Annotated in this window: 9 protein-coding genes; 7 read left to right on the top strand and 2 right to left on the bottom strand. The window is 63.8% G+C overall.

The annotated features are described in order from the left end of the window. The first annotated feature begins 13 nt into the window (after positions 1-13). The gene (gene aroC, locus ACYU8T_RS10550) at positions 14-1,087 is read left to right on the top strand and encodes a chorismate synthase (protein ID WP_461159392.1); all 1,074 of its coding nucleotides are present in this window, start codon (positions 14-16) and stop codon (positions 1,085-1,087) included. 469 nt (positions 1,088-1,556) lie between these two features. After that, the gene (locus ACYU8T_RS10545; protein WP_461159391.1) at positions 1,557-2,345 is read left to right on the top strand and encodes a PhzF family phenazine biosynthesis protein; all 789 of its coding nucleotides are present in this window, start codon (positions 1,557-1,559) and stop codon (positions 2,343-2,345) included. Between the two features lie 12 nt (positions 2,346-2,357). On the opposite strand, the gene ACYU8T_RS10540 is transcribed toward ACYU8T_RS10545, so the two are convergent. Then, on the bottom strand, positions 2,358-3,089 hold the full coding sequence (locus tag ACYU8T_RS10540) for a hypothetical protein (protein ID WP_141397854.1): 732 nt from the start codon (positions 3,087-3,089) through the stop codon (positions 2,358-2,360). 486 nt (positions 3,090-3,575) lie between these two features. Here ACYU8T_RS10540 and ACYU8T_RS10535 point away from each other — a divergent pair, with 486 nt between their 5' ends. The 3 genes from ACYU8T_RS10535 to ACYU8T_RS10525 all read left to right on the top strand — a co-directional run bounded on the left by ACYU8T_RS10535 (position 3,576) and on the right by ACYU8T_RS10525 (position 9,094). Then, positions 3,576-8,402: an autotransporter domain-containing protein gene (locus tag ACYU8T_RS10535; protein ID WP_461159390.1), complete on the top strand. Its 4,827-nt coding sequence runs from the start codon at positions 3,576-3,578 to the stop codon at positions 8,400-8,402. 107 nt (positions 8,403-8,509) lie between these two features. After that, positions 8,510-8,797, top strand: coding sequence for a hypothetical protein (locus tag ACYU8T_RS10530; protein ID WP_247229839.1), 288 nt, complete (start codon positions 8,510-8,512; stop codon positions 8,795-8,797). Positions 8,798-8,803: 6 nt separating this feature from the next. Next, on the top strand, positions 8,804-9,094 hold the full coding sequence (locus tag ACYU8T_RS10525) for a DUF5818 domain-containing protein (RefSeq protein WP_461159389.1): 291 nt from the start codon (positions 8,804-8,806) through the stop codon (positions 9,092-9,094). A gap of 119 nt (positions 9,095-9,213) precedes the next feature. Here the strand turns inward: ACYU8T_RS10525 and ACYU8T_RS10520 are convergent, their stop codons facing one another. Continuing rightward, on the bottom strand, positions 9,214-10,341 hold the full coding sequence (locus ACYU8T_RS10520) for a serine hydrolase domain-containing protein (protein WP_461159388.1): 1,128 nt from the start codon (positions 10,339-10,341) through the stop codon (positions 9,214-9,216). A 38-nt stretch (positions 10,342-10,379) separates the two neighbouring features. On the opposite strand from ACYU8T_RS10520, the gene ACYU8T_RS10515 reads away from it, so the two are divergent. Then, positions 10,380-10,700, top strand: a complete 321-nt coding sequence (locus ACYU8T_RS10515) for a hypothetical protein (RefSeq protein WP_461159387.1) — start codon at positions 10,380-10,382, stop codon at positions 10,698-10,700. Between the two features lie 120 nt (positions 10,701-10,820). After that, on the top strand, positions 10,821-12,590 hold the full coding sequence (gene recQ / locus ACYU8T_RS10510) for a DNA helicase RecQ (protein ID WP_461159386.1): 1,770 nt from the start codon (positions 10,821-10,823) through the stop codon (positions 12,588-12,590). Positions 12,591-12,691: the final 101 nt, after the last annotated feature.

Raw genomic sequence — 12,691 nt, 5'->3', positions numbered from 1 at the left:
CAAAGGGCAGGGCATGAGCTTTAACACATTCGGCCGGGTCTTCCGCTTTTCCACCTGGGGTGAAAGCCACGGCCCAGCCATCGGCGCCTTGGTGGACGGTTGTCCTCCCGGCTTGCCGTTGAGCGAAGCCGACATTCAGCCCTTCCTCGACAAGCGCAAGCCCGGCACGTCCAAGTTCACCACCCAGCGGCGGGAGCCTGACGAGGTGCGTATCCTGTCGGGCGTGTTCGAAGGCCGCACTACCGGTACGCCGATCAGCCTGATGATCGGAAATACCGATCAGCGGTCCAAGGATTATTCGGATGTCGCCAAGGCTTATCGCCCCGGCCACGCCGACTATGCCTATGACGCCAAATACGGCTTTCGCGACTATCGCGGCGGTGGCCGTTCGTCGGCACGGGAAACCGCGTCCCGCGTCGCGGCCGGCGCTGTCGCCCGCCTGGTCCTGCCGGAGGTCGACATCTTCGCCTATGTCAGCGAAATCGGCGGAGACGCGATCGACTTTGCCCGGTTCGATGCTGCGGAAATCGGCAACAACCCCTTCTTCTGCCCTGATCCGCAAGCGGCCCAGCGGTGGGAGCAGATGGTGGATGACGCGCGCCAGGACGGTTCATCCCTGGGCGCGGTTGTCGAATGCGTCGCTTCTGGCCTGCCTGCAGGTTGGGGCGCGCCGCTTTATGCAAAGCTCGACAGCGAATTGGCCGCCGCGATGATGAGCATCAATGCGGTGAAGGGCGTCGAAATCGGCGACGGCTTCGCTGCGGCCCGACTGCGGGGCGAGCAAAATGCCGATCCCATGCGGCCGGGCGAAGATGGCCCAGTCTTCCTCGCCAACCACGCAGGCGGGATTGCCGGAGGCATCTCGACTGGCCAGCCCGTCAAGATACGCGTCGCCTTCAAGCCGACCAGCTCGATCCTCATTCCAGTGGAAACCATCACGCGTGAGGGCGAGGCGTCGGACATCATCACGAAGGGCCGCCATGATCCATGCGTCGGCATTCGCGGCGTTCCCGTGGTGGAAGCGATGATGGCGCTTGTGCTGGCCGATCAGAAGCTGCTCCACCGCGCGCAATGTGGCGGCTCCTAACCGGCTGACCCGAGCGGATTTCCCGTTGAAAGCTATCTTAGCGCGAGACGACTCAGCAAATCTGCGTTAATATCGCAGGCATCGATCGCCCGCGGGAGGGCGAGCGGCAGTGCGTAAGCCTGGGGAGCGTCACCATGCTAAGCATGGCCTGACGGTCAAAGCGTCCCCTCAAGCCGCGAACACGGGCCAGCCATGAATGTGGCTGGCCCATTTCGTTTGTACCTCACGTCAGTAAAGCTGGCTCCATCGCCGAATGCGGCGGCCACGCCAGCGATTTGACATGCCTGACGGGCAATCGTCTCCACCCCTGCTCATCGTCATGCCAGCGAAGGCTGGCATCTCGGGCCTCTACACCGAACGCCACGTCGCTCCCCACCCAATATTCGAACCCAGACCAATATGTCTCCGCTGGCCCTGTCTTCCCGCCCCGCATCCCGCCATCATGGCGTCACCAGCCAGGACAATCTCCATGACCAGCCTTCCTTTCAACCAGGTCGACGCCTTCGCCGACGCGCCTTTCACTGGCAATCCGGCCGCTGTGATGCCGCTCGGCCGCTGGCTCGACGATGCGACGCTTCAGGCGATCGCGGCGGAAAACAACCTGTCGGAAACCGCCTTCACCGTTCCCTTGCCTGATGATCCGGACGCCGATTATGCGCTGCGCTGGTTCACGCCCACGGTCGAGGTAAAGCTGTGTGGCCACGCTACCCTCGCAAGCGGCCATGTTCTCATGGGCGGCCGCACCGCGCTTCGCTTCCGCACCCGGCATGCAGGCGTCCTCACGGTGGCAAGGGATCGCGACGGCTATGCCCTCTCGCTGCCCGCCTGGCACATGGAGCCGCGAGCGCTGCCTGACCTTGCCGCCGGGCTAGGCGGCGCCCCAATCGAGGCCCACTGGCGCGACGGCGGCTATAGCCTCTTCCTTTTCCCCGATGCTGCCGCCATCCGCGCGCTTCAGCCCAACTATGCGGCCCTGAAAGCGCTGGGCGACATCATGCTCATCGCGACGGCTCCAGGCGAAGACAGCGACATCATCAGCCGCGTCTTCGTGCCCGGCGGCGGCGTGGACGAGGACCCCGTGACCGGTTCAGCGCACTGCCTGCTCACTCCCTTCTGGGCAGCCCGGCTCGGGAAGACGAAGCTCAGCGCCGTTCAAGCCTCACTACGCGGCGGCAGTATGAGTTGCCAACTGAAAGACGACCGCGTCACCCTGACCGGAGCCTGCCGCACGGTAATAGAGGGGCAATTCTTGCTGTAGAGCCGCGCTGCCTCAGGCTTCGTCGTCGAGCATCGCTATGATGGGAAAGATATGCCGCACCTTGCTGCGGTGAATGGAGGCGGTCACCCGATCCTTATATTGCGTCAGGCCGATCAGGTTGCGATCCCGGGCGCTCAGCTTGCCGATCGTCCATAAGGACCGCTCGTCGTCGTCGCGCAGCTGCACGATCACATCTGTGTCGATGGACGCAGGCTTGATCCTGTCCAATATGACGCGCTCACCAGCCCGGAAGCGTGGCTCCATGGCCTCGCTGGGGATGTAGATGGCGAAATAGCGGTTGGCGTCGCCACGGCCGAACGGAGCAGGCATGTAGGCAGCCGGCTGCGTAAAGTCGCCTTCCCAGATTTCCAGGTCATTTGCGACCGATATGCTGTCGTCGTCGGGGAATAGAAGCGAAGCGGCGTAGACGGGTATCGATCGATCACCAGGCATCGCAAAGGGCAGCGGCCGTTCCTTCACCATATGGCTGTGGCTCGGGATCGAAGCCACGCTGCCCCGCGCCTCGCACATGGCGAACGGCTCGGGAAAGGCTTCCCTGAGTTTGGCGATGCTTCGGGCGGAGAGGGAATAGCCGACCGATGGCGTGGGGTAGATCCGAGTGAGCGTCGATGGTGACAAGCCTGATCGCCGCGCGACTTCGGTCGCGGAAAGGCCGGTTTCCTCGATCAGGCAACTGATCAGCCCGCGCGCTTTCTGCTGATCCCATTCATAGTCAAAAGGCATGTTGTTCCGCGCCTGCTCTGGGCACACCGGTGTGACCACTTCGATAGAAACGGCAGCCGCGCAAACGCCCGGCCTCCTATCAATGGTTTCTAGAGGGCTTCACATTTCCGCTGCAAACCTGCCAATTGCATATTGAACATCTATACAATTTGCGCACATGAATATCTAGAAAATTCATCCAAATCCCTCCGATGCGGAGACAAAAGCTCATAAATTCGGAGTCATTTGCGCTTCTGTTTGCGCTACCGCAAAAAGCCGTTGCGAAGAAAAGGGATTGCGCATAGGACGTTTGCGCAAGTTGCGCACACGCACGCGAAGTGCGTCTGGCGTTGTGCAGGGGGTGAAGGGGATTTTTCACCGCGCATTTAGATGCGGAAAGGCCGGGCTGGTGTCGCCCCGGGCCTTCTCCCCTGCGCCGCTTGGCTTCGCGGCTTTGCACGATGACTAGGGGAAAGACGAATGAGAACTAACTCGAAACTGCATCGGATGCTGCTTTTGTCAGCCTCGATGCCGGCGATGGCGCTGCTTGCCAACGCCAGCGGAGCCTCTGCCGCTCCTGCCGCTGTGAACGTGCCCACCGGCGCAGGCACCGCCGCTGCAGTGAACGCTGCCATCGACGCTGCGATCACGACGCCTGCCAATCCCGATCTGAACGTCACGATCGCCGCTGGGGCTGACATCACCGGCGGCACCGTCCGTTATGATTTCGTCGCGGGCGGCTATGCGTCCGGCGAAGGCGACGGTGCGATTTCGCTGACCAATGACGGCCGGGTGACCGGCATCGCCTTTGGCGGCGTCGGAACCACGGCTGCGGCGAACAGCTTCACCGCCACCAACAATGGCGAAGTAGCAGGCAGCATCAGCGCGAGCGGCTTCGGCGGCACGGCTTCGATCACCAACAATGCTGTCGTGGACGGCGACGTCATCGGTTCGGCCTATGGCGATGTGACGCTGGTGAATGGCCCCGCGGGCGAAGTGAGCGGCAGCCTGGTCGGGTTGGCCCTCGATACCGCAAACGTCTCAGTCAACAACGGCGGTGCCGTCGATGGCGACCTTGTTGGCGCGGCGACGACCGGTTCTGTCACTTTGGCCAACAGCGGCTCAGTGGGTGGCAGCGCCTTTGCCTCGACCACGGATGGCGCGATCTCGATCACCAACGCGGCCGCAGGGCGCATCAGCGGCGACGTCGATGCAGATTCGGACACGGGCGCGATCACCATCGCGAACAATGGCCAGGTCCTCGGCGAGACGACTGCGGTTAGCAGCAGCACTGTCTCGACCAGCACTGGTCCGACAACGACCGTCTCCGGAACGACTACGACCACGGTGGCGAGCAGCTCGAGCGAAAGCGCTGGCGGCGACATCGACGGCACCTATGCAGGCATCAATGGCTCGCTGAACTTCGGCACCGGCAATGATGGCAGCGTCAGCCAGTTCACCGCGGGCAACAGCACGGCCACCATCAGCGGCAGCGTTTACGGCGATGTGTCGTCCACGGCGCAGGGCTTTTCATCTGCCAGCAGCAGCACCGACGTCGTCACCGACTCGCGCGATGGCGCAGGCACTGGCGCGGTCGTCAACAGCAGCACCTTCTCGTCGCAATCGGCGACGACGGGCGGCACGAGCACAGTTAATATCAGCGGCACGGTCGCTCCTGGCGATTCCGGTCTTACCGGTTCGGTAAACTCGAACGGCTTTGCTGGCAGCAGCGTCAACCTCAATGGCGGGCAAGTCGCGGGCAACATCAGCTCCACCAGCCAGGGTTTCGCCAGCGAAAGCTCCTTCGCGACGGTACAGACCGACAACTATGACGCGGGCGTGTTCCAAGGCTTCACCAGCACCCTGGACAGCCAGTCCAGCAGCGAACAGACCGGCGGCGCCGCCTCCGTATCGCTTGCTGGCGACAGCAATGTCGGCGGGTCGGTAAATGTCTCTGGCGGATCGGCTCTGGCTGACATTGGCGCAAACTCGTCAGTCGAAGGCAGTGTGTCCGTCAGCAGCGCGCTCTCGCCCGCCTTCACGCTTGCGTCCTCCTCCGTCCGCACGGAAAACGCAGCAGGCGACGGCTCGCTTGTGGAAACTTCATCCTTCACGACGGATGCACCCGCTGCGGCAGGCAATGCCACGCTTAACAATGCCGGTCGGATCGAAGGTTCCGCTGAAGCTTTCGCAAGCTTTGGTGACGCAAGCGTCAACATCACCGGTTCGGTAGGCGAATCAGTAATTGCTTCTGCAAATACCAGCCTGACGAATTTTGAACTGGTCGACGAGTATACCCTCGCAGGCAGCGTTCCCTCGTTAACGACAAGCACGCAAACCACCAGCTTCACCTCTGCAGGCGGTCAGGCTTCGGTTGTCGTGGATGCTCCCTCGCAGCAGGGCGTGCCCAGCGTTGCGGGCGATGTCTTCGCTTCGGGCCTGGGCGGCGCGTCGATCACCATCGGCGAAGGCAGCGTGATTGGCGATGGAAGCTTCGCAAGCGGCAACCTGTCCGCGAGCAGCGTCGGTATCGATGGCAACCAGGAAGTTGTCACCACCTATGCGGCGGACGGCTTCACTCCTGTCAGCGTCGTGACGACGTTCACTGGTCAGCCAGTTGGCGCGGCGGCTTCGGTCACGAACGACGGAACCGTCCTTGGCGATGTCGATGTTGAAGGCCTCACCTCTGCCTCGTTCGTCAACAATGGCTCGGCCGGTACACTCGGCGCAGGCAATGTCTTCAACGTTTCGGCGCTGGAACAGGGCGGCAGCGCGACGATCACCGACACGAACCCGGCTGATGCTGGCACCCGCACCATCGCGGCAAGCATCACGGCGGCTCCGGTCGGCGGCAACGCCAGCTTCACCAACAGCGGCATCGCCTTTGGCGACGTAGAGCTGGAAGGCGTCACCGGTACTGTCACGAACAACGGCATCCTGACGGGCACCACGACGCTCGGCGGGTCGGCGTTCAGCGGCACGGCCACTGTCGATGCGACCGTCAATACGACGGCCGTCACCGTCACCGCCGCTCCGGCTGCACAGACCTACACCGTCGATCAGAACGGCGTTTCTGGCGGTTTCAACGTCACCGGCGCGGTTTCGACGCAGGACGATGTTGCTTCTGCACTGTCATCGCTGGTCTCGGGCGCGGGCGTTCCGCTTGATCCGTCGCAGGTCGATCCGGCTGCATTCAACCTGACCGTCGGTGGCGAAGCTGCCGTCAAGACGGCTGACATCAACGCCACGATCAACCTCAACAACGGCTCGATCACGCTCGGCGACATTGACGCCCAGCGCGATGACAACGGCGCGTTCCTGACCAACACCACGGTCAACCTGAACGGTGCTGGCTTCCTGGGTGCCAGCCAGTTCAAGCCAGTCGCTTCCGACGAAGTGGCGTTCAATCCTCTGGCCGAATTGCCAGAGGACGCAGAAGGCCTGTTCGGCCCGACTGCGGTTCGCGTGCTTGGCGTCAACACCGTCAACAAGACCGGTGCTGGCACCTTCGTCGTGACGGGTGCCGAATATGTCCCGGCCGAAGGCTCCACGCCTGCCGCCTGGACGATGGATGTCGGCAACCTCAACGTGCAGGCTGGCGAGCTTCAGCTCGACGTGGCCGGTTCGGACGATGCGGTCTTCGGGATCAAGGGCAACATCAACAATGATGCGACCCTGGTCATCGGCCGCCGCGCGCCCACCGTCATCCGCACGGTCGGCAACAGCATCGTCACGCCGGGTCCAGAAGCGATCAAGGGCATCGAAGTCTATCAGCAGGGCAACTATACCCAGAGTGCCACCGGCACGACGGTTGTGGGCGTCAATCCTTCGCTGATCCGCAACGGCCTCACCATTGCCAATGGCGGCACGGCTCCGGAAGTTCTGGGCCCGATCACTGGCGGCGTGGGCATTCCCTACTTCACCACTCCGGAAAATGCCGGTGTCTTCTCGACCCCGTCATTCGTCACGGTGGACGGGAACCTGAACCTCGCTGGCAAGGTCGCGGTGACCGTGTCGAAGGACAGCCTCTATTCCACGGGCGACGGCTACACGCTGTTCACCTACACGGGTACGGGTGATGTCACGGCAACGGCTACCTCGTCGCTGAACTCGCAGTTCGTGACCTTCGGCCTGACGCATGACACGGCTGCCAAGACCGTGTCGATCGAAGCGACCCGCAACAGCTATGCTGTTGGCGCGACCAACCGCAACGCGGCTGCTGCGGCTGTGGGTCTGGACAGCGCGCTTGCTGACGTCATCGCCCGCGTTAAAACGGACGCTGCCGGCGGCAACGGCTTTGCCACCGCGACCGAGATCGCCAATGCGCAGGACATCGCGAATATCGCGGCTGGCCTCGACTGGCGCCTCAACAGCGCACAGGCGGCGCAGGTCTTCAACGAGCTTTCCTCGGCGGAGATCTACGGTTCGCTTGCTGCGGTGGATCAGAACGCCGTCTTCAACACCACGGTCAGCCGTCTGGCGGCGCGTCGCGGTTATGGAGAGGCTCTGGGCACCCAGATCTGGTTCAACCCCTCGGCTAATTTCGCGAAGACGGGCGGCACCCGCTCGGGCGCGTCGAAGATCAAGACCAACAGCTATGGTGGCGCCTTCGGTATCGACGTCGCTTATCAGGAAGACGGCGCCTTCGGCATCGGCTTCGGCTATGGTCAGCATGACGTGTCGGCCAAGGGTTCGCCGGAAGAAGCGCAGGTCCGCACCTACACCATCGGTGCCTATGCGACCCAGGGCTTTGGTCCCTTCTACGGCAGCTTCCAGTTCGCCTACGGCTTCTCGAAGTTCGAAGTCGAACGCGACCTGACCCTGCTTGCCCGCACCATCGAAGGCGACTTCAAGGGCTCGCAATGGGATGCCAGCCTTGAACTGGGCTATGACTTCGCGGCCGGCAACGGTCTCGTCGTGACGCCCTATGGTAAGCTGGCTCTGCGCCGCTGGTCGATGAACGGCTTCACCGAAGAAGGTGGCGCAGGCATCGGTCTGCGTGTGGATGATGCGTCGAAGACGGTCTTCTCGCCGATCATCGGTGTGAAGGCGGGTGCCCTGCTGGGCGACGTCGAAGGCGTCGCATACCGCCCCTATGCCAAGGTGCAGTACAGCTTCCAGGGCAACATCGGCAGCGACCGCACCGTTCAATATGTGGGTGGCGGCAATGCCTTCAACCTGAAGGGCGTCGACCCCGATGGTCATGGCTTGATCGAACTGGGTATCGACGCTTCTGTGAACAAGCGCGTCAACCTGTTCCTGTCCGGTGGTTACGGCTTCGGCGGGCACAACAGCCTGGCTCAGATCCGCGGCGGTATCAGCTTCGGTTTCTGATCCAACTCTCCTCATGCACTGGGCGCGTCGATTTCGGCGCGCCCTTTTTTTGGGCTCACCTGTTGAGTGCGGGACAGACCTCCAGCGTTGGAAAGATGGGCACGGATATGAAATGGGAACAATATGTCGCCGACATGCTGATCGATCGGCTCAGGCAGCATCATGTAGAGCTTTTGGCGGGCGAACAGGACAGCATATGCTTCTTCGTCGATCCGACGCCGCCATCCACGCGTCGCACCGCAGTCAGTGACTATGACAAGGGCGTGATTGATGGCGCGATCCGCGAACTTCAACATCTCATCCACGCATCGCCGCTGCTCAAGCGCGCCATCTTCGATCGCCTGTCAGCCTTAGATGGCGCTGCCGAACTGCGCCGCCATCGGCTTCCGGGATGAACCCGGATGCCTAGAGGCCTATGTCATGTGGAAACCGGAATATTGCGCCCGGGCCGATGGGGCTGTGCGTTGGAAACGGATGGCGGTGGCATCTGGCAGCTGGACGCGCCTCGATCTGCACGGCGCTATCTGGGAATGCGAGTGAAGGTCGAAGGAAGGCGGTCGGGCTTCGACCTGCTGGACGTGCATCGCATATCGCCGATCGACCCGCCTATAAAGCAACCGCTTCGCCGATGGCGGCAACTGCTCGGCCGCTTTGGCCTGGGTCGACCTTTGGCCACTGGCGCATCGACCTAAATTAGCCGACTTTCGGCCACCCCGTTCGGGCTGAGCTTGTCGAGGCCCCTCACTTGCCTTTCAGGCCGCAGTGCCGCTCCGGCCGTCAGAATATAGCGGCACCCGTACCCGTCTAAACCTCAGGCCGGAAACAGCCGCATCAATCTCGCCAGCCCCTGCTTGAGCGCTGCGCGTTGTTCCTTATCCGGTGACGCTCCAATCCGCACCACCGTCAATGACTGCCCCGGCGACACCAATATATATTGCCCGCCGTGCCCCACACAGCCGAACAGGCTGCGCGGCGCGTCTCCCGGCATCAGTGCGCTCTCGTCGCTCTCCCGGTTCAACCAGAGATGCGCGCCATAAGCCGGATTGCGGGGAGAGGGGGTCCGCATGAAATCGACCCACTTCTCCGGCACGATCTGATGTCCATTGGGGCCACGCCCATGGTTGCGCAGCAGTTCGCCAAATCGCGCATAATCGCGCGCGGTCATGTGCAGGAAGCTGCCGCCGATCATCGTGCCCGCCGCGTCATATTCCACCGTCAGGCTCCTGATCCCTGCCGGGATCTTAAGCCGCCCGTCGATAAAGGTCTGCATCGCCTGCCGCCGCGCATCGGGATCGGGATTGCTCGTCAGCATACGCGCCATCAGGTCCCCGAGGATCAGCGTGTTGCCGGTCGAATAGGAAAAGCGCGACCCCGGCGCATGGGCGAGCGGCTTGGCCTCGGCAAAGCCGCTCATGTCCTGTGCGCCGTCGGTGAACAGCATGCGCACCGTGTCGGCCTGCGCCAGCGGCTCATCGTCCTCTACATGGTCCAGCCCTGACGTCATGGCGAGCAGTTGCCGCAGCGTGATCCGCCCGCGCGGATCGCCCGGTTGGCCCCACGTCGCGACCGGCACAGGCGAATCGAGTGCCAGCCGCCCATCCGCGACCATCAACCCGACCAGCACCGCCGTTACGCTCTTGCCCATCGACCAGCCGAGCAGTTTCGTCTCCGGCCCGAACCCGACCGCATAGCGTTCCGCGATAATCTCGCCCCGGTGCATGACGATCAGTGCCCGCGTCTCGCCGACATCCTCCTCGCCCTCGAACAGCGGATCGATCACCGCGCGCAGATCCGCTTCGCTCACCCCCGAAGGCGCCGTCACCTGATAGCCGGGCGCCGGGTCCGCCGCGCGCACCGCCAGTCCGCCAGCAAGCGCCAGCAGCGACAAAATGGCGATGCCGATGCCAACAGGCTTTACGCTTTTCCGCTCGAGCTTCATAAGCCGCGCCCTTAGCACGGCTCATCGGAAAGGGGAGCATGCCCGCACGCCCGAAATGGATTTATGCGCTCGCCGCCATTGCAGTGCTGCTCGTCCTGCTGCTGGCGTGGAACTGGAGCGGCATGCGCGCCCGCGCCGCCGTGGGCGCGGGTTATGGCGCACGGATCACCTGCTCCTGCCGTTATGTGGAGGGGCGCGGCATGGACAGCTGCAGGCATGACAAGGAACCCGGCATGACCTTCGTCACCCTCTCCGACGACCCCGAATCGCGCAGCGTCGAAGCCAGCGTCCCGCTTCTCGCCTCCCGCACGGCACGCTACCGCAAGGGCTGGGGCTGCCTGCTCGACCCGCTGGACTGATCGCGCCGAGGCACAGAGCGCGCAGAGACAAAAAGCCCGCGCGCAGCGCATCTTAAAATCTCCGCGCCTCTGCGTGAACCCATTATTTGCCTCTCCAGCCACAACCGCTACAGCCCTCGGATGCGCCCCGACATCCCCACTCTCCTCCACGACATCTTCGGCTTCCCGGCGTTCCGGGGCGTGCAGGAACAGGTCGTCGGCCGCATCATGGCGGGCCAGCCCACGCTCGCCATCATGCCGACCGGCGCGGGCAAGTCGCTCTGCTATCAACTGCCCGCCGTCGCGCTCGATGGCTGCTGCGTCGTCATCTCCCCGCTCATCGCGCTGATGCATGACCAGCTCCGCGCGGCCCAGGCGGTCGGCATTCGCGCCGCCAGCCTCACCAGCGTCGATGCCGACTGGCGCGAGACGCAGGACCGCCTGCGCAATGGTGACCTCGACCTCCTCTACGTCGCGCCCGAACGCGCCAGCGGGGAGGGGTTCCGCAATCTCCTTCGCGCCACGAAAGTTGCCCTCTTCGCCATAGACGAAGCGCATTGCGTCTCCGAATGGGGCCATGATTTCCGCCCCGACTACCGCCTGCTGCGCCCGCTGCTCGACGAATTCCCGCAAGTCCCCCGCCTGGCGCTAACCGCCACAGCGGACCATCACACCCGCGACGACATCCTCGTCCAGCTCGGCATCCCGCGCGAAGGCCTGATCATCGCGGGCTTCGACCGGCCCAACATCCGCTATGCCGTCCATCCCCGCGACGGCCTGCCGCGCCAGCTGTCCGCGCTCATCGCCGCCAGCGAAGGCCCCGGCATCGTCTATGCCCCCACCCGCGCCGCGACGGAAAAGCTGGCCGAGACACTGACCCGCACCGGTCGCCCGACCCGCGCTTATCATGCCGGGCTCGACCCCGCCGTCCGCGCCGCCAGTCAGGCCGCCTTCATCGCCAGCGAAGACATGGTCATGGTCGCGACCATCGCGTTCGGCATGGGCATCGACAAGCCCGACGTCCGCTTCGTCGCCCACGCCGCGCTGCCAAAATCGATCGAGGGCTATTATCAGGAGTCCGGCCGCGCAGGCCGCGACGGCGAGCCCGCGCAAGCGCACCTCTTCTGGGGCGCCGACGACTTCGCCCGGGCCCGCCAGCGCATCGCCGAACTCGATCCCGCCCGCCAGCAGGGCGAGCGTACCCGCATCACCGCACTTGGCGGCCTTGTCGAAACAGGCACCTGCCGCCGCGCCATCCTGCTCCGCCACTTTGGCGAGCATCCGCCTGCCACATGCGGCAACTGCGACAACTGCCTCAATCCCCCCGCCAGCATCGACGCGACGGAGACGGCCCGCAAATTCCTCTCCGCCGTCTATCGCACCGGCCAGAGCTTCGGCGTCGGCCATATCGAACAGGTGCTGACCGGTGCCGTAACCGACCGCATCCGCGAACGCGGCCATGACAAAATCTCGGTCTACGGCATCGTGTCGGGAGAAGAAACGCCGCTCCTCCGCCCGGTTTCCCGCGCGCTTCTGGTAAAAGATGCTTTGCAAACTAATGAACATGGCGGCCTCGAACTCGGCCCGAGCGCTCGCCCCATCCTGCGTGGAGAAGAGGCGGTCAGCCTCGTCCTCCCGCCCCGCCGGGAGCGCCGCCGCAACGCACGCAACGGAAAGGCGGAAAACCCCGTAGGCGATCCGCTGTTCGATGCCCTGCGCGCCTGCCGCCGCGAACTCGCGCAGGAACAGGGGGTGCCTCCCTATGTGATCTTCCACGATTCCACCCTGCGCGAAATGGCCGAACAGCGCCCGTCGAGCCTCGCCGAACTCGGCCACATCAGCGGCATCGGCCAGCGCAAGCTCGACGCATATGGCGACGCCTTCCTCGCCGCCATCCGCCCGCACCTCTAATCCTCTCCTTCAGCGGAGAGGCCAGGGAGCCTTGTTGCTTCAGCAGCTAGGCCTATTTGGAAGCAGAGCTTGGTTCACGCGGAGCCGCGGAGCCGCGGAGA

Source organism: Sphingobium sp. TomMM35A (genome assembly GCF_054771735.1).
The sequence above is the reverse complement of the archived record's forward strand: the minus strand, read 5'-3'. Positions and strand labels throughout refer to the sequence as shown.

Excerpts from the sequence above, each read along its gene's own strand:
- ACYU8T_RS10540 (WP_141397854.1), bottom strand. The coding sequence starts at position 3,089 with ATGCCTTTTGACTATGAATGGGATCAGCAGAAAGCGCGCGGGCTGATC.
- aroC (WP_461159392.1), top strand. The coding sequence starts at position 14 with ATGAGCTTTAACACATTCGGCCGGGTCTTCCGCTTTTCCACCTGGGGT.
- ACYU8T_RS10530 (WP_247229839.1), top strand. The coding sequence starts at position 8,510 with ATGAAATGGGAACAATATGTCGCCGACATGCTGATCGATCGGCTCAGG.
- ACYU8T_RS10515 (WP_461159387.1), top strand. The coding sequence starts at position 10,380 with ATGCCCGCACGCCCGAAATGGATTTATGCGCTCGCCGCCATTGCAGTG.
- ACYU8T_RS10520 (WP_461159388.1), bottom strand. The coding sequence starts at position 10,341 with ATGAAGCTCGAGCGGAAAAGCGTAAAGCCTGTTGGCATCGGCATCGCC.
- ACYU8T_RS10535 (WP_461159390.1), top strand. The coding sequence starts at position 3,576 with ATGCTGCTTTTGTCAGCCTCGATGCCGGCGATGGCGCTGCTTGCCAAC.
- recQ (WP_461159386.1), top strand. The coding sequence starts at position 10,821 with ATGCGCCCCGACATCCCCACTCTCCTCCACGACATCTTCGGCTTCCCG.
- ACYU8T_RS10545 (WP_461159391.1), top strand. The coding sequence starts at position 1,557 with ATGACCAGCCTTCCTTTCAACCAGGTCGACGCCTTCGCCGACGCGCCT.
- ACYU8T_RS10525 (WP_461159389.1), top strand. The coding sequence starts at position 8,804 with ATGCCTAGAGGCCTATGTCATGTGGAAACCGGAATATTGCGCCCGGGC.